Below are 20,328 nucleotides of genomic sequence, written 5' to 3'. Positions count from 1 at the left end.
CCGGAGCCTCGGGAGCGGACCTGTGCACGGCCACCTGTGGACGACCGGGCAGTTCTCCACACTGTGGAGAACTCCTGGGGACGAAGCACACGCGTGTGGTTCCGCTGCTCAGCGGTCTGGGTCGCACCAGGGCCGCGGCCGTGCGGAGCGGGCCGGGGCCCCGCTGTCCACCGAGCGGCTCAGCGCCAGCGGGTCGTCATGAGGAAGCCGACGAGGACGATTGCGAAGCCGGCCACGAGGTTCCAGCTGCCGATGCCGGGCACGGGGAAACGGTTCTCGGTGACGTACCAGACGACGATCCAGGCGAGGCCCAGGACCATGAGGCCGAGCATCACCGGCACGTACCAGCGCGGGTTGGGGGCGGCGGGGCGCGCCGTCCGCGTGCCCCCCACGGGGCCGTCCGGGGTGCGCGCGGCCGCGCCCTCGGGGCTCCGGGGGGCGCTCTTTCGACGTCGTCGGCCTCGGGACTCCGGCATCGGGGGCTCCTGCGGTCGGGTGCGGTGGCGTGCTCGCCCCCCGCGTCCGCGCCCGGTGGCGGAGGTCGCCTCCCGCGGCGCCCGGCGCGGGCGGCGGAGCGGTGCGTAGCCTAGTGGCCGTGGGGGAGAGGGCACGGGAGGGACGGCGCTGGGGCTCTCGTGCGCGCTCGCACGCGGGCACCGCGGCCGTGACGGCGGTGCTGTGCCTCGCGGGCCTGCTGTTCGCGACGAGCGCCGACACCGCCGACGGCACCGACCTGCGCCAGGAGGACGAGGACCTGCGCGCCGTCGTCGCCGACGAGTCCCACCGGGTCGCCGTGCTCGAGGAGCGGGTCTCGGCGCTGCGCGCCGGCGTGGAGGAGCTCTCGGGCGACGAGGCGCCGGGGGCCGGGTCCGCCGCGGCGGACGCCCTCGCCGTCGCGAGCCAGACGGCCCCGGCGGCCGGGGAGGGCCTCGTCGTCGTCCTCGCCGACGCGCCCCGCGAGACCTCCCTGGCCCCCGGCTACGCCCTGCAGGACACCGTCGTCCACTCCCAGGACGTGCAGGCCGTGGTCAACGCCCTGTGGCAGGGCGGCGCCGAGGCCATGGGCGTCATGGACCAGCGCGTCATCGCCACGACGGCGGTGCGCTGCGTCGGCAGCACCCTGCGCGTCCAGGGCCGCTACTACCCGCCGCCGTACCGCATCGAGGCCGTCGGCGACCCCGAGGAGCTGCGCGCCGCCCTGGAGTCCTCCGCGCAGGTCCAGCTGTACCGGGCGGCCGCGCGCGACCTCGGCCTCGTCTACGACGTCTCCGAGGACGACCTCGAGCTGCCGGCCTACGGCGGCTCGCTGCGCATGTCCTACGCGAGCGTGCCGCCCAGCGCCTGACCCGCCGTCGCGTCGTCGGGCCTGCTCCAGCGGGCGACCCGGCGTGCCGATGCCCCGGTGAGGACGGCGCCCCGCACGGGCTCCCGTCCGACCACGGACGGCGAGGAGGGTGCGCGTGGCGGCAGCGGTGGTCGTGGTGGGGGCGGCGCAGCGGGAGCGGCCGTCGGCCCCGGCCGTCGTCGCCTCGCTCCTCGGCGAGCTGCTCGTCACCGCCGGCGTCCTCGTCCTGCTCTTCACCGCCTGGCAGCTGTGGTGGACCGACGTCGTCGCCGACCGCGAGCAGGCGGTCACGACGGCGGCGCTCGTCGACGACTGGCGCAGCCTCGCCGACGGGCGCCCCGTCGCCGCGGCGTCCGCCGTCCCGCCCGCGCTCGCCGACCCCGCCCCGGGCGCCCCCTTCGCCCTCGTCCACGTGCCCCGCTTCGGCCCGGACTGGGACCCCCGCCCGGTCGTGGAGGGCACGTCCGTCGACGACCTCCAGGCGGGCGTCGGCCACTACCCGGGGACGGCGCTGCCCGGCGAGGTCGGCAACGTGGCGCTGGCCGGGCACCGCAACACCTACGGCCGGCCCTTCCACGAGATCGCCGAGCTGCGCCCCGGCGACCCCGTGGTGCTCGAGACGGCGGAGGGCTGGTTCGTCTACCGCGCCACGACGGCCGAGGTCGTGCCGCCCTCGCGGGTCGAGGTCGTCGCGCCCGTGCCCGGCGACCCGTCGGCCGTCCCCGTCGAGAGGCTCCTCACCATGACCGCCTGCCACCCGATCGGGTCGGCCCGGGAGCGCTACGTGCAGCACGCCGCCCTCGACCGCTTCGTGCCCCGCGGCGCCGGCGCGCCGGCCGAGCTCGCCGGCGGGGCCGCGTGAGCGTCTACGGCGCCCTGTGGCGCCGCCTGCCAGGGCCCGCCGCCGTCCGCGCCCTCCTGGCGCTGGCGCTGGCGCTCGCCGTCGTCGCCGTCTGCTTCCGGTGGGTGTTCCCCGCGGTCGCGCCCTCCGTACCCTGGAACAGCGGGACGGTCGAGGTCGCTGCACCGAGGACCGCGCCCGCACCACCGGCAGCGCCTTCACCCGCAGCGCCTTCACCAGCAGCGCCTTCACCAGCAGCACAGCCCTCGTCCTAGCCGTCCTCGCCCCGCGCGCGGGCCGGCCGGGACGACCCGACACCGGACCCCGGAGCGCCCCGCATGAGCCCCTCCTCGCGCAGGATCCTCGTCGTCGACAACTACGACAGCTTCGTGTGGACCATCGTCGGGTACCTGCAGCAGCTGGGCGCCGAGTGCGAGGTCGTCCGCAACGACGAGGTCGGCGCGTCCGCGGTCGACGAGGTCGACGGCGTCCTCGTGTCGCCCGGGCCCGGCGCGCCCGCCGACGCGGGCTCGAGCCCGGAGCTCGTGCGGGCCTGCGCGGCGACGTCGACCCCCATGCTCGGGGTCTGCCTCGGCCACCAGGTGCTCGCGGAGGTGCACGGCGCCGTGGTCACCCACGCCGAGGAGCTCATGCACGGGCGCACGAGCGAGGTCCACCACGGCGGCCGGGGCGTCCTCGACGGCCTGCCGGCCCCCTTCACGGCCACGCGCTACCACTCCCTGGCCGTCGTCGACGCGACGGTCCCCGACGAGCTCGTCGTCACCGCCCGCACCCCGGGCGGCGTCGTCATGGCGCTGGAGCACCGGGACGCCCCCCTCTACGGCGTCCAGTTCCACCCCGAGTCGGTGCTGACGCAGGGGGGCCACCGCCTGCTCGCCAACTGGCTCGCGGTGTGCGGCGACGAGGGGGCGCCCGCCCGCTCGGAGGGCATGGCGCCGCTCGTGCGCCGGTAGGGCGGAGGGCCGCTCGTGCGCCGGTAGGGCGGAGGGCCGCTCGTGCGCCGGTAGGGCTCAGCCTCCCGGCGGGGTCTGCGTGGTCGTCGGCTCGGGCGTCGTCGGCTCCGGCGTGGTGGGCTCGGGCGTCGTCGGCTCCGGCGTGGTGGGCTCGGGGGTCGTCGGCTCCGGCTCGGTGGGCTCGGGCGTCGTGGGGGCCTCGGTCGGCGTCGGCGCGGGAGGCGTCGTCGGCGTGGGCGGCGGGGGCGTCGCCACGACGAGCACGACCGTGGAGCCCTGCGGCACGGGCCCGGCCCCGGGGTCCTGCCGCACGACCGTGCCCTCGGCCGCGTCGCTCTCGGTGAACTGGACGTCGGACTGCAGCTGCAATGCGCTGAGGGCCCGCTGCGCCTCCGTCTGCGGCAGCCCCCGGTAGTCGTCGATCTCCACGGTGCCGTCGGAGACGACGAGGTCGACCGCGGACCCCGGCGCGGCGCTCGCCCCGGACGACGGGTCGCTCGTGAGCACGACGCCCTCGGGGGCGCTCGGGTCGGGGCGGCGCTCGACGTCGCCGAGGCGCAGGCCCACCGCCGCGAGGTCGGAGGCCGCCTGCCCCTCCGTGCGCCCGGCGAGGTCGGGGACGGCGACGGCGGTGGGGCCGGTGGAGACGACGACGGTGACGGTGCTGCCGCGGGGGGCCGTCCCGCCGGCGGCCGGGTCCTGCTCGGCGACGCGCCCCTCGGACACCTCCTCCGACGGCGCCGACTCCTCCGCGTAGGCGAGCCCCGCCCGCTCGACCGCCGCCCGCGCGGCCTCGGCCGTGCTGCCGACGACGTCGGGGACGGTGGACGTGGGCGCCGGGTCCTCGCCGGTGAGGCGGGGCACGAGCACCGCCGCGAGCGCGACGAGGGCCAGGGCCACGAGGGCGGCGAGCACGACGACGGCGCGGCGGCCGCGGCCGCCCCCCTCCGTCGGCTCCTCGCCGTCCCCCAGCGGCACGGGGCCCAGCGGCACGGGACCGGGGGACGGCGGAGGGGGCGCCACCGGCGGGACGACGGTCGTGCTGGCCGCCGCCACGGCGGCCGGGCCGGCGACGTCGAGCCCGCGCGCGGCGTCCTCGAGGTCGCGCCGGAAGGTCTCGGCGTCGGGGTAGCGGTCCGCCGGCTCCTTGGCGAGCGCCCGCAGCACGACGCCGTCCAGGGCCGGGGGCAGCCCGGTGCGGTGGGCCGACGGCGGGTCGGGCGCCTCGCCGACGTGCTGGTAGGCCAGGGAGACCGCGGAGTCGCCCTGGAAGGGGGGCCGGCCCGTGAGCAGCTCGTAGAGCAGGCAGCCGGTCGAGTAGAGGTCGGTGCGGGCGTCCACCGGCCGGCCGCGCGCCTGCTCGGGCGAGAGGTACTGGGCCGTGCCGAGCACGACGGAGGTGTGCGTGGCCGTCGCGCCGGCGTCCGCGAGCGCCCGTGCGATGCCGAAGTCCATGACCTTGACCTGGCCCTCGGGCGTCAGCATGACGTTGGCGGGCTTGATGTCGCGGTGCACGATGCCGGCGCGGTGGCTGTAGGCGAGGGCGCCGAGGACGCCGGCGGTGACGGCGACGGCCGTCTCGAGGTCCACGCCGGGCTGCCCGGGGCGGGCGCCCTGCTCGTCGCGGTCGTCCGCCCACCCGTCGTCGTCGCCCCGCCCGTCGCCGGCCGAGGGGCGCTCGCCGGCGCTCGCGCCCGCAGGAGGGCGGTGCCGGTCGTGAGGGCGGTGCTGCTCGAGAGGGCGGTGCTGCTCGGGAGGGCGGTGCTGGTCGAGCAGGTCGCGGACGGTGGCGCCGCGGACGAGCTCCATGACGAGGAAGGGCGTGCTCGTGCCGCCGTCGCGCCCCGGCTCCTCGCCGACGTCGTGGACGCCGACCACGGCGGGGTGGTTGAGCGCGGCCACGGACCGCGCCTCGCGGCGGAAGCGCGCCAGCACCTCGCCGTCCTCCGCGAGGTCGCTGCGCAGCAGCTTGACGGCGACCTGGCGCCCGAGGAGGCGGTCGTGCGCCTCGTGGACGACCGCCATCCCGCCGCGGCCCAGGACGCGCCCCAGCTCGTAGCGCCCACCGAGGACGCGGGGCGTCCCGGTCGGCTCCGCGTCCAGTGACCCGGCCGTCCCGTCCGCTGCGGCCCCGGGGGACGGCGTCACGGGCAGCGCCGCGGTCGGCGGCCCCTCGTGCTCGCCCTCGACCGGACCTGTGCCCGGACCTGCACCAGGGCCCGTCCCCGGCGGGCGCCGGTCCTGGCCGCCCTCGCCGCTGCTCGTCACGGGCCGCCGACGCCGGCCCCGGCGCGCACCGGGGCGCCGCGCCCGGCGCCCGGCGCCGCAGGCTCCGCACCGCCGGGCGCCCGCTCCTCGCCGGCGCCCTGCGCCCCCTCGCGCGCCTGCGCGGCCACCTCCTGGCCCGCGGCGCCGGGACCGGAGGAGACCCGTTCGACCCCGGCGCCGTCGGCGGTCCCCTGCCCGTTGCCCTGGCCGTTGCCCTGCCCGTTGCCCTGCCCGGTGCCCTGGCCGTTCCCCTGCCCGTTGCCCGGGTCGTTCCCCTGCCCGGTGCCGCTGCCCTCGTCGGCGTCCTGGCCACCACCCTCGTCGGTGCCGCCGACCTGGCCGCCGGGAGGCGCAGCCCCGGCGTCCGTCGCCGTGCCGTCGTCCGCGGGCGTGGTCTCCGCGGGCTCCGGCGCCGGCGTCGTCTCCTCCGCGGTGGGCTGCGGCTCCGGGGTCGTCTCCTCGGGCTCGGGCTCGGGCTCCGGCGCCTGCGTCGTCTCCGGGGCCTCCGCGTAGGTGACGACGAGCTGCTGGTCGGTCGACAGGTCGCCCTCGGGGCTGACGTCGAGCACCGTGAGCGGGTCCTCCTCGCTCGTGGCCTGCGCCCGCGAGGTGACGCGGAAGCCGAGGTCCTGCAGCTCGCTCAGCACGTCGTCGAGGGGGCGTCCGACGTAGTCGTCCGCGTCGACCTCGACGGTCTCCTCGGTCTCCGTGGGCGAGGGGCTCGGCGTCGAGGCGCTGGGCGACGGCGACGTGGAGGGCACCGGGTCGGGCTCCGCGCCGTCGCCCTGCGCGAGCACGTACACGAGGCCGGCGAGGGCCCCGACGAGCAGCAGGACGAGCAGCACGACGAGCGGCGTGCGCGAGCGCCCGCCCCCGGAGGTGGGCTCCTGCTGCCCGGGCCGCGGGCCGGGCACGGGGGCCGCGGGCACCGGCGGGGTCACGGGGCCCTGGACGCGGGTGGCCGCCGTCGGGGCCTGCGCGGGCATCGCCGTGGTGGTCGCCGCGGCCGTCGCGCCCCCGAGCAGGCCGGCCGCGACGAGCGCCCGGTGCGCCCCGGCCTCGTCGCCGCGGCCGAGGGCCGCCGCCACGGCGGCCAGCTGGCTGCCGTCGCTGGGACGGCGCGTCGGGTCCTTGCGCAGACAGACCTCGACGAGCTCGCGGACGCCGTCCGGCACGTGGTCGGGCAGCGGCGGCGGCGCGTCGTTGACCTGCGCCATCGCCACGGCCACCTGCGAGTCGCCCGTGAAGGGCCGCTCGCCCGTGAGCATCTCGTGGGCCACCACCCCGAGGGCGTACACGTCGCTGGCGGGCAGCGCGGGCCGCCCCATCGCCTGCTCCGGCGCGAGGTACTGGGCGGTGCCCATGACCTGGCCGGTGCGCGTCAGCGGCGCCTGGTCGCCCGCCCGGGCGATGCCGAAGTCGGTGACCTTGACGTCGCCGTCCGGGGTGATGAGGAGGTTGCCCGGCTTGACGTCGCGGTGGACGACGCCGGCGGCGTGCGCCGCGCCCAGGCCCGAGGCGGCCTGGGCCATGACGCGCACGGCGCGCAGCGGGTCCATCGGCCCCTCGCGGGCGATGAGGTCGGACAGGGGCGCGCCGGGGACGAGCTCCATGACGAGGTAGGCCGAGCCCTCGACCTCGCCGTAGTCGTAGACGCCCGCGATGTTGGGGTGCGACAGCCCCGCCGAGTGCCGGGCCTCGGCGCGGAAGCGCTCGAGGAAGCCCGGGTCGCCGGTGAACTCCTCCTTGAGGATCTTCACCGCGACCTCGCGGCCGAGGACCTCGTCGCGCGCGGCCCACACCTCGCCCATGCCGCCGACCGCGACGCGGTCGACCAGCTCGTAGCGCCCCAGCACGTCACCCGCGGAGGGCCTCATCGTCCGATCACCGCTTCCACCACCTGGCGCGCGATCGGCGCCGCCGTCCGGCCGCCGGAGGCCTCGCTGCCGGCGTCACCACCGTTCTCCACGACCACCGCGACCGCGACCTGCGGGTCCTGCGCCGGGGCGAAGGCCGTGAACCACGCGTGCGGGTCCTCCGGGGAGCCGTCGCCGTCCGTGTCGCCGACCTCCGCCGTCCCCGACTTGCCGGCGACGTCGACCCCGCTGATCTGCGCCGCGGTGCCCGTCCCGTCCTGGACGACGAGCTCCATCATCTGCGTGAGGGCGGCGGCCGTGTCCTCCGACATGGCGCGCCCCAGCTCGCGGGGCTCCGGCGCGTCGACGACGGACAGGTCCTCGGCGTTGACCGAGGCGACCATCTGCGGCGCCATGAGCACGCCGTCGTTGGCGATCGCCGCGCTCACCATGGCGACCTGCAGCGGCGTCACGCGCACGCTCTCCTGGCCGATCGCCGCGAGGGCGCGCTGCGGCTCGTCGAGGTCCTCGGGGTAGGTGCTCGGCGTCACGCGCAGCGGCACCTGCAGGGCCCGGCCGAAGCCGAGCTCGGCCGCCTCGTCGGCGACGGCGCCGTCGGGCAGCGACAGGCCGAGGGAGCCGAAGGCGGTGTTGCACGAGATGCGCAGCGCGTCGGCGAGGGACACCTCGTCACCGGGTCCGCAGGCCTCGCCGCTGACGTTCGGCAGCGAGATCGTCGTCAGGGGCAGGGGCAGCTCGGCGGGGCCCGGCAGCACCGACTGGGGCGTGTAGTCGCCCGTCTCGAGGGCGGCCGCGGCCGTCACGAGCTTGAACACCGACCCCGGCGGGTACAGGTCGCCGGCGACGGCCCGGTTGACCAGCGGGTCGGCGTCGTCCTCGAGCAGCCGCGCGTACGCCTGGCGCACCTCCTCGGTGTCGAGGGAGGCCAGCTCGCCCGGGTCGTAGGACGGCGAGGAGACCATCGCCAGCACCCGGCCCGTGCTCGGCTCGAGCGCGACGACGGCGCCGCGCTGGTCGCCGAGGGCCTCCGCCGCGGCCTCCTGCACCTCGGGCTGCAGCGTCAGCTCGACGGAGGCGCCGGAGGGCTCGCGGCCGGTGACGAGGTCGGACAGGCGGCGGTAGAAGAGCTCGTCCGCCGTTCCCGCCAGCAGGGACCCGAGGGCGTCCTCGACCCCCGTGGCGCCGTAGACGACGGAGTAGAAGCCCGTGACGTGCGCCCACGTGGCGGCGGACGGGTCGCCGGGGTACGTGCGGCGGTAGGCGATGGGGCCCTCGGCCGGCACGGACTCGGCGAGGACCTCCCCCGTCGCGGCGGTGATGGGCCCGCGGTCGCGGCCGAGCTCGGCGAGCAGCGTCCGGGAGTTGCGCGGGTCGTCGCGCAGGTCCCCCGCGTCGACGAACTGCACCCAGGTGGCGCTGCCGAGCAGCAGGGCGAAGAGGAGGGCGACGACGAGGGAGAGGCGGCGCAGCGGGGTGTTCACACCGTCCTCACGATCTGCGTCTCGCTCGTCGCGGGCCCGGCGGGGGCCGGCGACGGCGTCGGCGCGGGGCGGCGCGCGGCGTCGGAGATGCGGAGCAGGAGGCCGATGATGATCCAGTTCGTCAGCAGGGAGGAGCCGCCGGCGGCGAGGAACGGCATGGTGAGGCCGGTGAGGGGGATGACCCGCAGGACGCCCCCGGCGACGACGAAGCACTGCAGCGCGACGGTGAAGGCGAGGCCGCCGGCGAGGAGCTTGCCGAAGCCGTCGCGCACGCCGATGGCCGTCCGCAGACCGCGCTCGACGAGGACGAGGTAGAGCGCCAGCACGGCGAAGAGCCCGGCGAGGCCCAGCTCCTCCCCGAGGCTCGCGAGCACGAAGTCGCTGTTGGCGAAGGGGACGATGTCGGGCCGGCCGCGTCCGAGACCCGTGCCCGTGAGGCCGCCGTTGGCGAGGCCGAACAGGCCTTGGACGAGCTGGTAGCTGCCGCCGGCGGCGCGGTCGTAGACCTCGGGGTCGAAGGGGTCGAGCCAGCCCGAGACGCGCTGCTGGACGTGGCCGAAGAGCTGGTAGGCGACGTAGGCGCCGCCCGCGAAGAGCACCAGGCCGATGGCGATCCAGCTGACCCGCTCCGTCGCCAGGTAGAGCACGGCGACGAAGAGCCCGAAGAAGAGCAGCGACGTGCCGAGGTCGCGCTGGAGGACGAGGACGCCGACGCTGCCGGCCCAGGCGACGAGGATCGGCCCGAGGTCGCGGCCCCGGGGCAGCCGCAGCCCGAGGACGCGGCGCCCGGCGAGGGAGAGCGTGTCGCGGGCCGTGACGAGGTAGCCGGCGAAGAAGACGGCCAGGGTGATCTTGGCGATCTCGCCGGGCTGGAAGGAGAGCGGGCCGACGCCGATCCAGATCCGCGCCCCGTTGATCGTGCGGCCGAGCACGGGCAGCAGCGGCAGGAGCAGCAGGACGAGGCTCGCCGCCATGGCGACGAAGGTGTAGCGGCGCAGGAGCCGGTGGTCGCGCAGCGCCACGACCACCGCGGTCGCCGCGACGACGCCGATGGCCGACCACAGCAGCTGCCGCGGCGCCTGCGCGGAGCCCTCGGCGAGGTCGAGCCGGTGGATGACGGCCAGCCCGAGGCCGTTGAGCGCGACCGCCACGGGCAGGAGCACCGGGTCGGCGTAGGGCGCGCGCCACCGCAGGACGCCGTGGACGACGAGCGCCAGCGCGGCGAGGCCCCCGCCGTACTGGGGCAGGCCCGCGCTCCACTCCCCGTCGACCCCGAGGCCGACCACGCCGTAGGCGAGCACGGCCACGCCGACGGCGAGGACGAGGAGCAGCAGCTCGGTGCCGCGGCGGCTGCGCGCGGCGTGCTGGGTGACGACGGCCACGGCTCAGCCCTCCCCGTCCAGGGCGGCGCAGCCCGCGGGCACGTCCTCGGCCCCGCCGTCCCCGGAGGCGGAGGCGTCCCCGTCCGCCGCTGTCGGCGTCGGGGCGGCGGTCGCCCCGGGGGCCGGTGCGGCGGTGGGTGCTCCGGTCGTCGGCGCTGCGGTGGGTGCGGTCGTCGGGGACGGCGTCGGCTCCGGCTCCGGGGACGGCGCGGGCTCCGGGGACGGCGCGGGGCACGCCTGGCCGAGCAGCGTCGCGACGACCCGGCGGGCCGCGGCGAGGTCGTCGACGGTGATGCCCTCGCTGACGGCGCCGCGGGAGACGGGGCGCAGGTCGGCGAGCTCGAGCCCGGCCTCCTCGACGACGGAGGACAGGCGGAGCGGGCCCACGTCCTGCGGCAGGCCGCGGAAGACGGCGACGCGGCCGTCGGCGTCGGCGCCCACGAAGTACTGGTCCTGGCTCCAGCGCCACGCGGCGAGGACGCCGGCGACGAGGACGGCGCCGGCGAGCACGCGGGGCCACGGGCCGCGACGGCGCCCGCCCCCGGCCGCGCCCGTGGCGCCGGCCGCCCCGCCGGGGCCGTCGTCCCCCGCGGGCGCCGGGCGGCCGAGGGCGGCCCCGCGGGCGGCGGGCGAGGTGGCGTCGCCGGTCGGGCGGGCGTGCTCGGCGGCGGCGGCGCCGACGACGGCCGTGTGGTCGGGCGGCGCCGTGGCCACGTCGACGACGTCGGCCACGACGACGGTGACGTTGTCGGAGCCGCCGCCGCGCAGCGCGAGCTGGACGAGGAGGTCGGCGCACTCGCCGACGTCGGGCACGCCCGCGAGCGCCTCGCGCAGCGTCGCGTGCCCGACCATCCCGGACAGGCCGTCCGAGCACAGGAGCCACCGGTCGCCGGTGCGCGCCTCGCGGACCGAGGTGTCGAGCTCCTGGCTGGAGTCGATGTCGCCGAGCACCCGCAGGAGCACCGACCGCTGCGGGTGGTGCTCGGCCTCCTCGGCGGTGATGCGGCCCTCGTCGACGAGGTGCTGGACGAACGTGTGGTCGTGGGTGACCTGGGCGAGCTCGCCGTCGCGGAGCACGTACGCGCGGCTGTCGCCGATGTGGGCCAGCGCCAGGCGGTCCCCGCTGCGCAGCAGCGCCGTGACGGTCGTGCCCATGCCGGCGAGGGCCGGCTCCTCCCGCACCCGCTCGGACAGGCGGGCGGAGGCCCGCCGCACGGCCTCCTCGAGGTGGCCCAGGGCGTCGGCGCCGTGGGACTCGCCCTCGAGCCGGCTCAGCTCGGCCACCGCGATGGAGGAGGCGACGTCTCCGCCGGCGTGCCCGCCCATGCCGTCGGCGACGACGAGCAGGTGCGGGCCCACGTAGGCCGAGTCCTGGTTCGAGGACCGGACGAGGCCGACGTCGGAGCGCGCGGCGTAGCGCAGGGCGGTGGCCACGCCGCTACCGCCGCAGCTCGAGGACGGTGCGGCCGATGCGCAGCTGGGCGCCCGCCTCGACCGGCGCGGGCGCGCCCAGCGGCTCCCGGCCGAGCAGCGTGCCGTTCGTCGAGCCCAGGTCCTCGACCCACCAGCGCCCGTCGCGCGGGAAGAGGCGCAGGTGGCGCCCCGAGGCGTAGTCGTCCTCGAGGACGAGCGAGCAGTCCGGGGAGCGGCCCACGAGGACGGGCGCGGAGCCGAGCGCGAGGCCCGTCCCCCGCAGCGGGCCCTCGACGACGACGACCTGCCGCGGCACGGTGCGGTCCTCCGGCGGCGGGGCCGGTCGGTCCTCGCGCGCCGCCCGCGGCGGGCGCCCCGGGGCGGCGGGCCGCCCCTCCGACGGGCGCGGGACGACGCGGGTGCCGAAGACGTCGCGCCGCAGGACGCCGACGACGGCGAGCACGAGCACCCACAGGAGCACGAGCAGCCCGAGGCGCAGGACGGTGTAGGTGAGCTCGCTCACCGGGCGGCCCCGATCGTCCCGGTGCCGTCGTCGTCCCGGCGGCGGGTGCGGTCGCGGCTGGAGAAGGTGATGCGGGTGCGCCCGATGCTCACCACGGCGCCGTCGACGAGGGGGCCGGCGTCGACCCGGCGGCCGTCGACGTAGGTGCCGTTGGTCGAGCCGAGGTCGCGCACGCTCGCCCGGCCGCCGTCGAGGCGGATCTCGACGTGGCGCCGGGAGACGCCCGGGTCGTCGACGACGACGTCGGACTCGCTGCCCCGCCCGATGACGGTGGAGCGCCCCGTGAGCTGGTAGCGCGTGCCGTCGACGTCGACGACGGGGTGCTCGGGCGTCGCCGTCGCCGCCGTGGCGGGGGCGATGGACCCCTTGACCCGTGCGCTGCGGACCGTGAAGACGCCGGTCTCGAGGTCCTCGTCGCGCTCGAACGCCACCGAGACGGGGCCGAGGAAGGAGTAGTGCTGGGTGCGGGCGTGCTCGGTGACGGCGTCGGCCAGCTCCTCGCCGAGGGCCTCGTCCCACGTGGCGATGCGCTCGTGGTCGGAGGGCCCCAGGGCCACGGTGAAGGCGTTGGGGACGAGCGTGCGCTCGCGGCTGAGGACCTGGGCTGAGGTGTCGGTCTCCCGGCGCAGGGCGCTCGCGAGCTCGACCGGCTGCACCTCGCTCTTGAAGGCACGGGCGAAGACGCCGTTGACGGCGCGCTCGATGCGCTTCTCGAAGCGGTCGAGGACTCCCACGCCGGCCTCCCTCCTGCCCGTCCGCCGCCGCACCTGCTCGGCGGCGATCGCCTGGCGCGCCACCCTAGCGACGACGTCCGACGGCACCGGGCGGCCACGCGGGGCGGCCCCGGGCGGCGGCGGGTCCGGACGGCGGCGGGTCCGCGGTCAGAGCCCCTGCGCGCGCTCGAGGGCGGCGTAGCGGCCGTCCGCGCCGAGCAGCTCCGCGCGGGGGCCGACCTCGCGGACCCGGCCGCCCTCGAGGACGACGATGCGGTCGGCGGCCCGCACGGTGGTGAGCCGGTGGGCCACGACGAGGGTCGTGCGACCCCGCATGAGGCGGCCCAGGGCCTCCTGGACGACGCCCTCGGCCTCCGGGTCGAGCGCGGACGTGGCCTCGTCGAGCAGGAGGAGGCGCGGGTCGCGCACGAGCGCCCGGGCGATGGCGAGGCGCTGGCGCTGGCCGCCGGACAGGCGGGCGCCGCGCTGGCCGACGACCGTGTCCCACCCTTGCGGGAGCGCGTCGACGAAGCCGTCGGCGCCTGCGTCGGCGAGCGCCCGCCGCACCCGCTCGTCGGGCACGTCGACGAGGCCGTAGGTGACGTTCTCGCGCACCGACCCCTCGAAGAGCACGGGCTCCTGCGGGACGACGGAGACGTGGCGGCGCACGGTGCGCAGGTCGAGCCCGGCGGCGTCGGCGCCGTCGACGAGCAGGCGGCCCGCCGTCGGGCGCACGAAGCCCAGCACGAGGTTGAGGACCGTCGACTTGCCCGAGCCCGACGGCCCGACGAAGGCGACGACCTCCCCGGGCCGGACCTCGAGGTCGACCGCGCAGAGCGCGTCCTCCTCGGCGCCGGGGTAGCGGTAGGAGACGCCCTCGAGCACGAGCCGGCCCTCGACGGCGTCGACGGCCCGCCGGCCCTCGTTGACCTCGAGGTCGGGCTCGGCGAGCACCTCGGCGATGGACCGGACCGACTCCAGGCCCCGGGCGCCCACGGGCAGGAGCATGAGCAGGCTCGTCATCGCGCCGGTGAGGAGTGCGAAGTAGGAGGAGAGCTGCACGACCTCGCCGGGGGTGATGGCGAGCAGCCCCGTGAGCGACGTCGACGCCGCGGCCACGAGGCAGACGACGCCGAGCAGCTGAAGGGACACCCACGACGCGGACGCGAAGCGGCCGTTGAGCATGTCGAGGCGGAACCCCGCCTCGCGCACGTCGAGCGCGCCCGTCGCGACGCGGTCGGCCGCGGTGCGCTCCAGCCCGTGGGCGCGCGTGATGGGCATGAGGACGGCCATCTCGCCCACGCGCGCGGAGAAGCGCTCGACCTCCTGGCGCAGGTCCTGGTTGCGCCGCCGCGAGCGGCGGCCGAGCACGTACCGCAGCCCCACGGCCAGCGGGATGGTGAGGGCGTACACCGGCAGGAACTGCGGCACGGCGACCGCCGTCATCACCACCGCGCCGACGACGACGAGCGCCGCCGACAGCAGCGGGTGGGCGACCTGGGCGAGCATGAGCTCGACGTTCTCGACGTCGTCGCACGTCCTTCGTCTGGACGACGGCGGCGCTGACGCGCGTGTGGAAGCCGATGGACAGGGTCTGCAGACGCTCGGTGAGGGCGTTGCGGAGGTCGGCGCCCACCGTGCGGACCGCGCCCATGTACCGCTGGGTGAACTGCACCATGCCGGGGTAGTTGACGGCGAGGGCCGCGAGCGCCACGGCGGTCCACAGCCACAGCTCGCGCAGGGGCCCGCCGGCCACGAGCACGTCGACGACCCGCCCGGTGACGACGGGCATGAGCCACACGGGCGTCTCCTTGACGGCCATGCAGGCGACGGCCGCGGCGACGCCCCGCCGGTGGGGCCGCAGGAGCCGCAGGGCCGAGCGCAGCGGACGCTCCCCGTCGAGGTCGGGCAGCGGTGCGCGGGAGGTCACGCGCCCATGGTCACACCGGAGGGCGGCCGATGGAAAGCGCTTGCACCGCCGTCGGCGCGCCGACCGTCGTCCCCAGGAGGACCGCCCGCCCGACCCTGGCCGCTCGACGTGGCCGCCCCCTCCCGCGCCGCGGGGCGCCCCCTCCGCGGCGGCGGGGGCGAGGGCGCCCGCGTGCTAGCGTTCACCCCGCTCGCGCGAGTGGCGGAACAGGCAGACGCGCACGGTTCAGGTCCGTGTGCCCGAGAGGGCGTGGGGGTTCGACTCCCCCCTCGCGCACCGCGAGCCAGCAGCCCCGGACCGGTGGTCCGGGGCTGCTGCCGTCCCGATGGGGGTGCCGCAGGTGCCCCGCCCCACCGGCCCTCGCCCGCCGCTCCGCCCGCCGCGCAGGTAGCGTCGACGGCCTCGCCGCCCCCGCGACCGCCCCCCGCCCGCTGCCCGAAGGAGCCCTCCGTGCCGCGCAGCCCGAGCCTCGGCGCGCCCGCCGGCGTCGGCGCGACCGTGGGCCCCGCGAGCGGCCAGGGTCTCCTCGTCGCGGCGCTCGAGGCCGTCGACCAGGCGGTGTGCGTCGCCGACGTCACGGCGCCCGACGAGCCGCTCGTGTACGTCAACCCCGCCTTCACGCGCACGACCGGCTACCCGGCGGCCGAGGCGCTCGGGCGCAACTGCCGCTTCCTCCAGGACGGTCTGGACGTCGGGGACGCGCCCGCCCGCATCCGCGCCCTGCTCGAGGCCGGGGCGTCCGGCGTCGTCACCCTGCCGAACCGGCGGGCGGACGGCGCGGTCTTCTCCAACGAGCTGTCGCTGTCCCCGCTGCGCGACGCCGAGGGGCGGGTCACCCACTACGTCGCCGTGCAGCGCGACGTCACGGCGCAGGTCGTGGCCGAGCGCGCCCGCGACGTGCTGCGCGCGGAGCAGGCCGAGATCGCCGACCAGCTCCAGCGCACCCTCGTGCCCGCGACGCTGCCGCAGCTGGCCGGGTACCGGACGGCGGTGCGCTACTCCCCGGCGACCCGGCCGGACGGGTCGCGCGGCGAGGTCAGCGGCGACGTCTACGACGTCCTGCCCCGTCCGGACGGCGGCTGGTACGCCTTCATCGGCGACGTCTCCGGCCGCGGTCCCCGGGCCGCGGCGACGACCGGGGTCCTGCGCTGGGCCCTGCGCGGGGCGGCGGCGGGCGAGCGGCGCCCGGGGCCGCTCCTGCGCGAGGTCGGCGGCGTCGTCCGCGACGCGATGGACGGCCGCTTCGCCACGCTGGCGCTCCTCGCCCTGCCCGCGGCGGACGGCCCGACCACGGACGGCTCGACGACGGACGGCCCCACCACCGACGGCCGGGGCCCGGCCGACGAGGTCGTCGTCGCGCTCGCCGGCCACCCGCGGCCCGTGCTGCTGCCCGCGGAGGGGCCGCCGCGTCTCGTCGGGCGCCACGGCTCGCTGCTGGGGCTGCTGCCCGAGGTCGTCGTCCACGAGGAGCGGGTGGCGCTGCGCCACGGCGACCAGCTCGTCCTCTACACCGACGGGGTCACCGAGGCGATGGACGGCTCCCGTCGCATGCTCGGCGAGGAGGGCCTCCTCGCCGCGCTCGACGCCCTCCCGCCCGCCGCCCGCCGCGGCCCGGGGACGGCGGGGCGCACGGCGGACGCCGTCCTCGCCGCCGTCGAGCGGCACACGGGGGGCGCGGGGTCGGACGACCTCACCCTCCTCGTCCTGGCCCGCGACGGCGACGGCTGACCCGCGGCGCCCTGCGCTCCTGACGACGCCGCCCCCGACGACCCCGCGTCCGGCGCTACGGTGAGCAAGCGCTTTCCGCCGTGTCGGCGGACGTGACGGCGACGAGGACGCGGAGGTCCGGCGATGGCGACGACGACGGCGGGGACGGCGGGGGCGGACGCCCCCGAGCCCCGGAGCGGTGAGCAGCGGGCCGACGGCCGGCGGACCGAGGGGGCTGCGCCGACGCGCGTCGCCGTCGTCGGCACCGGGGGCGTGTCGGGGCTGCACGCCGAGGCCGTCGCCGCCGCGGACGACCTGGTGCTCGTCGGCTGCGCCGACCCCGACGCTGGCCGCGTGGCCGACTTCGCGGGGCGCTGGGGGGCGCCGGTGGCCGCGGCGTCGCTCGCGGAGATGCTCGACCGGCTGCAGGAGGCGGGCGGCGTCGACGTCGTCGCCCTGTGCTCGCCGCCGTGGCTCCACGCCGAGCAGGCGGTGGCGTGCCTGGAGCGGGACGTGACGGCGCTGGTCGAGAAGCCGGTGGCCCTCTCCCTGGCCCAGCTCGACGAGGTCGCCGCCGCGGAGGCGGCCAGCCGCGGGTGGTGCGCGACCGTGGCGCAGCACCGCTTCGGCGGCCGGGCCGTAGGCGTGCGCGAGATGCTCCGCCGCGGCGACCTCGGCCGCGTGGACGTCGCCCTGTGCGAGACCCTCTGGTACCGGCCCGACGCCTACTTCGCCGTCCCCTGGCGCGGCCGGTGGGACTCCGAGGGCGGGGGGCCGACGACGGGCCACGGCATCCACCAGGTGGACCTGCTCCTGTCCCTCGCGGGCCCGTGGCGCTCGGTGACGGCGCGGGCGGCCCGCCGGGCGCGCCCGACGGAGACCGAGGACGTGTCCACGGCGACGGTGGAGCTGGAGGACGGCGGGCTCGCGGTCGTCGTCAGCTCGGTGCTCTGCGCGCGCGAGACGAGCCGGGTGCGCCTGGACTGCGAGCGCGGCACGGTCGAGCTGGAGCACCTCTACGGCTACGACGACGACGACTGGACCCTCACGCCGGCCCCCGGGCTGGCGCAGGAGCTGGCCCCGGCGTGGGCGGCCACGGCGGGCGGCGGCCCGTCGGGCCACGCCGCCCAGTACCGCGAGGTGCGCCGCGCCCTGCTCGAGGGCCGTCCGCCGCCCGTGACGACGGCGGACGCGCGCAGCACGCTCGAGCTGGCGGCCGCGCTCTACGCCTCGGCCGCCACGGGCGCCACCGTGGCCCGCGGCGAGGTGGACGCGTCCTCGCCCTTCCACGCGAGCATGCGGGGCGACGCCGAGCCGCGCTGGTCGACGGGCGGCTGACCCGGGCCTCCTCTCAGCCGGCCGGCTGCGCGGGGGCGAGCACAGCTGTCCCGGCGGGGAGGGCCTCGTCGGACGGCGCGGCGCCGTCGGACCACCGGTCGCCGCCCGCGCGCTTGGCGGCGTACATGGCGGCGTCGGCGCGGGCGAGCAGCGCCGCGGCGTCCTCGCCGGGGGCGGCGAGCGCGGTGCCGGCGCTGGCCGTCACGCGGTGGCGGCGCGCCGGCGGCGCGTAGGGGGCGCCCAGGGCGTCGACGACGCGCTGGGCCACGGCGGCGAGGTCGGCCTCCGCGGAGAGGTCGGGGCACACGACGACGAACTCGTCGCCGCCGAGTCGCGCCACCGTGTCGCCGGGTCGGACGACGGCGTCGAGGCGCCGCGCGGCCTCGCGCAGGACGGCGTCGCCGACGGCGTGGCCCTCGGCGTCGTTGACGTCCTTGAAGCCGTCGAGGTCGAGGTAGACGACGCCGACACGGGCCCCGTCGCGGGCGCCGCCGCCGACGAGGGCGTCCAGGCGCTCGGTGAGGACCCGGCGGTTCGGCGCCCCGGTGAGGGGGTCGTGCCGGGCGGCGTGGGCGAGCGCCCGCTCCGCCTCGTGGCGGGCCGTGAGGTCCTCGAGCAGCAGGACGGCCTCGCGGCGCCCGTCGCCCTGCCGCACGACCGAGGCGGTGCACGAGGCGCGCAGGCGCCGGCCGCCGGGGCCGAGGAGGCGGACGTCCACGCGCCGGGGCGGGGCGCCGTCGGCGAGCGCGTCGAGCTCGGCGGTGAGCAGGGGCAGGTCGGTCGGGTCGACGACGTCGGCGACGTCCTCGCCGGGCAGGTCGGTGCGCGCGAGCAGCCGCTCGAGGGCGGGGTTGGTGCGCAGCACGCAGCGGGGCCGCTCGTCGAGCGGCAGGACGAGCATGCCGAGGGGCGAGGCGTCGAGGGCCCGGCGGCACAGCCGCTCGCTCTCGGCGAGGGCCTGGGCGGCCTCGCGCTCGCGGGTGACGTCGTGGAGGGTCGCGACGGCGCCGTGGGCGCCCGCCGGGCCCGGCAGGGGGTGCGCGGTGACAACGACGCGACGCGCCGTCCCGTCGCTGCGGCGCAGGAGCAGCTCGGCGCCCGTGGTCCGGGCGCCGCGCAGGGCCCGCACGAGCGGCATCTCGTCCTCGGGGACCGGCGTCCCGTCGACGTGGAGCAGGGCGAAGGCGTCGTCCTGCGCCCGCCGCGAGGCGTCGGCGGGCACGCCCAGCAGGTCGCGCGCCGCCTCGTTGTCGAGGAGCACGCGCCCCGCGGCGTCGACGACGACGACGCCCTCCTGGGCGCTGGCGAGCACGCCGCCGAGGAGGTCGGCCTGCTCCTGCGCCCGCTCGCGGGCGCGGCGCTCGCGGGCGCCGGCGCGGAGGAGGTCGTCGCGGTGCAGGGCCAGGACGAGCGTGACGAAGGTGACGACGCCCACGAGAACCTGCGTCGTCGTCGCCTGCAGCCCCGTCGGCAGCGGCTGCGCGGGGCCGAGCCCGTGCGCGCTGAGGAGGACGACGGCGGTCGCGTCGGCGAGGACGATCGCCGCCGTCCACGTCGTCGGCAGGCGCAGCCCGGCCCAGACGGCGAGCGGGAGCACGGTGAGGCCGAGCAGGACGACGTCCTCGGTGAGGGCGCCGGCGGCGTGGACGGCGGCCAGGACCGTGACGACGGCCGCGGCCTCGAGGGCGGCGCCCCTGCCCGCGCGCCCGGTGGCCCCGGCCGCGGCGGCGCGCCGCGGCCCCCGGGCCCGGGAGCGGAGCAGGGCGGCGTCCGCGGCGGCGACCAGCCGCAGGCCGACGGCGAGGACGACGAAGGTGCTGACGGCGCCGCGCAGGCCCCAGGGCCACAGGACGAGGGGCAGGTGCTCGCCGTCGGCGGCGCTGATGACGCTGGGGCTGACGAGCGCCTGGACGAGCCCGCTCGCCGCCGACGCGGCCAGCACGGCCCCGAGGTCGGCGGGGCGCTCCAGGCGGGGGGCCCGCCCGGCGGCGGTCGGCGGCGTCAGCCGGCGCAGGACGAGGACCGTGACGAGCGAGGCGAGCAGCACCATGGCCCCGACGGCGAGGCCGCGCGCCGACGTCGCGCCCACCGCGGCGTAGGCGAGGACGGTCGTGCCGACGAGCAGCCCGGCGTCGCGGACGAGGCGGGACGGGCGCCCCCAGGAGCCCAGGAGCCACAGCGCCGCGACGCCGCCGGCCGGCCACGCCAGCTCGAGCAGCGCCGGGTGGGCCCGCGCGGCGCCCGCGAGCGCGCCGTAGACGACGAGGGCTCCCGCGGTCCGCAGCGCGTCGTCGCGCCGGTCGACGTCGACGTCGACCGACGCCTCGCGCCACCCCGCCGGACGAGCCATGTGCGCCACCCCCTCGCCGCGGGGCCGGTCCCCGCGCGGGGCCCGGGAGGGCCCCGCCGGTGCATCGGCACGCGCGGTGAGGACCTTGAGCGGCGGGTGCGACGGCTCCTCCGCCCGCCGCGGCGTCGTCCCCCGCCCGGCTCCGCCCCCGGCGGGTCGCGTGGACGCGCCCCGCCGCGCCTCCCC

Annotated in this window: 14 protein-coding genes, 1 tRNA gene and 1 pseudogene; 6 read left to right on the top strand and 10 right to left on the bottom strand. The window is 78.3% G+C overall.

The window, feature by feature from the left end; all coding sequences use genetic code 11:
- Window positions 1–179: 179 nt before the first annotated feature.
- Entirely contained in the window at window positions 180–476 is a 297-nt protein-coding gene (locus tag WDV85_RS11285; RefSeq protein ID WP_339570704.1) for a cell division protein CrgA, read from the bottom strand.
- A gap of 119 nt (window positions 477–595) precedes the next feature.
- Here WDV85_RS11285 and WDV85_RS11280 point away from each other — a divergent pair, with 119 nt between their 5' ends.
- The 3 genes from WDV85_RS11280 (at window position 596) to WDV85_RS11270 (ending at window position 3,160) form a co-directional block, all read left to right on the top strand.
- Window positions 596–1,345: a DUF881 domain-containing protein gene (locus WDV85_RS11280; protein ID WP_339570703.1), complete on the top strand. Its 750-nt coding sequence runs from the start codon at window positions 596–598 to the stop codon at window positions 1,343–1,345.
- A gap of 115 nt (window positions 1,346–1,460) precedes the next feature.
- The gene (locus WDV85_RS11275) at window positions 1,461–2,207 is read left to right on the top strand and encodes a class E sortase (RefSeq protein WP_339570702.1); all 747 of its coding nucleotides are present in this window, start codon (window positions 1,461–1,463) and stop codon (window positions 2,205–2,207) included.
- A gap of 317 nt (window positions 2,208–2,524) precedes the next feature.
- Window positions 2,525–3,160: an aminodeoxychorismate/anthranilate synthase component II gene (locus WDV85_RS11270; RefSeq protein WP_339570701.1), complete on the top strand. Its 636-nt coding sequence runs from the start codon at window positions 2,525–2,527 to the stop codon at window positions 3,158–3,160.
- Between the two features lie 57 nt (window positions 3,161–3,217).
- On the opposite strand, the gene WDV85_RS11265 is transcribed toward WDV85_RS11270, so the two are convergent.
- The 8 genes and pseudogenes from WDV85_RS11265 to WDV85_RS17155 form a co-directional block, all read right to left on the bottom strand.
- Complete coding sequence (locus WDV85_RS11265; protein ID WP_339570700.1) at window positions 3,218–5,428, bottom strand: protein kinase domain-containing protein; 2,211 nt, start codon at window positions 5,426–5,428, stop codon at window positions 3,218–3,220.
- The gene (locus WDV85_RS11260; RefSeq protein WP_339570699.1) at window positions 5,425–7,305 is read right to left on the bottom strand and encodes a serine/threonine-protein kinase; all 1,881 of its coding nucleotides are present in this window, start codon (window positions 7,303–7,305) and stop codon (window positions 5,425–5,427) included. Before WDV85_RS11260 ends, WDV85_RS11265 begins: the two co-directional genes overlap by 4 nt.
- On the bottom strand, window positions 7,302–8,786 hold the full coding sequence (locus WDV85_RS11255) for a peptidoglycan D,D-transpeptidase FtsI family protein (RefSeq protein ID WP_339570698.1): 1,485 nt from the start codon (window positions 8,784–8,786) through the stop codon (window positions 7,302–7,304). Before WDV85_RS11255 ends, WDV85_RS11260 begins: the two co-directional genes overlap by 4 nt.
- Window positions 8,783–10,168: an FtsW/RodA/SpoVE family cell cycle protein gene (locus WDV85_RS11250; RefSeq protein ID WP_339570697.1), complete on the bottom strand. Its 1,386-nt coding sequence runs from the start codon at window positions 10,166–10,168 to the stop codon at window positions 8,783–8,785. The genes WDV85_RS11255 and WDV85_RS11250 overlap by 4 nt, the downstream gene beginning before the upstream one ends.
- Window positions 10,169–10,171: 3 nt before the next feature.
- Complete coding sequence (locus tag WDV85_RS11245) at window positions 10,172–11,602, bottom strand: PP2C family protein-serine/threonine phosphatase (protein ID WP_339570696.1); 1,431 nt, start codon at window positions 11,600–11,602, stop codon at window positions 10,172–10,174.
- Between the two features lie 4 nt (window positions 11,603–11,606).
- Window positions 11,607–12,104, bottom strand: coding sequence for an FHA domain-containing protein FhaB/FipA (locus tag WDV85_RS11240; RefSeq protein ID WP_339570695.1), 498 nt, complete (start codon window positions 12,102–12,104; stop codon window positions 11,607–11,609).
- Window positions 12,101–12,838, bottom strand: coding sequence for a DUF3662 and FHA domain-containing protein (locus WDV85_RS11235; RefSeq protein ID WP_339570694.1), 738 nt, complete (start codon window positions 12,836–12,838; stop codon window positions 12,101–12,103). The genes WDV85_RS11240 and WDV85_RS11235 overlap by 4 nt, the downstream gene beginning before the upstream one ends.
- Window positions 12,839–12,985: 147 nt before the next feature.
- Window positions 12,986–14,747 (bottom strand): annotated as a pseudogene (locus tag WDV85_RS17155) (ABC transporter ATP-binding protein).
- A gap of 192 nt (window positions 14,748–14,939) precedes the next feature.
- Here WDV85_RS17155 and WDV85_RS11220 point away from each other — a divergent pair.
- From WDV85_RS11220 to WDV85_RS11210, 3 genes are all read left to right on the top strand, one after another.
- Window positions 14,940–15,023: transfer RNA gene (locus WDV85_RS11220), tRNA-Leu, on the top strand.
- A 174-nt stretch (window positions 15,024–15,197) separates the two neighbouring features.
- The gene (locus WDV85_RS11215; protein WP_339570693.1) at window positions 15,198–16,475 is read left to right on the top strand and encodes a PP2C family protein-serine/threonine phosphatase; all 1,278 of its coding nucleotides are present in this window, start codon (window positions 15,198–15,200) and stop codon (window positions 16,473–16,475) included.
- Between the two features lie 123 nt (window positions 16,476–16,598).
- The gene (locus tag WDV85_RS11210; protein ID WP_339570692.1) at window positions 16,599–17,792 is read left to right on the top strand and encodes a Gfo/Idh/MocA family protein; all 1,194 of its coding nucleotides are present in this window, start codon (window positions 16,599–16,601) and stop codon (window positions 17,790–17,792) included.
- Between the two features lie 13 nt (window positions 17,793–17,805).
- On the opposite strand, the gene WDV85_RS11205 is transcribed toward WDV85_RS11210, so the two are convergent.
- Entirely contained in the window at window positions 17,806–20,142 is a 2,337-nt protein-coding gene (locus tag WDV85_RS11205) for a diguanylate cyclase domain-containing protein (protein WP_339570691.1), read from the bottom strand.
- Between the last annotated feature and the right edge of the window lie 186 nt (window positions 20,143–20,328).

Origin of the sequence: Pseudokineococcus sp. 5B2Z-1, assembly GCF_037482305.1 — a bacterium.
In the GTDB taxonomy this organism is placed as follows: domain Bacteria; phylum Actinomycetota; class Actinomycetes; order Actinomycetales; family Quadrisphaeraceae; genus Pseudokineococcus.
The sequence above is the reverse complement of the archived record's forward strand: the minus strand, read 5'-3'. Positions and strand labels throughout refer to the sequence as shown.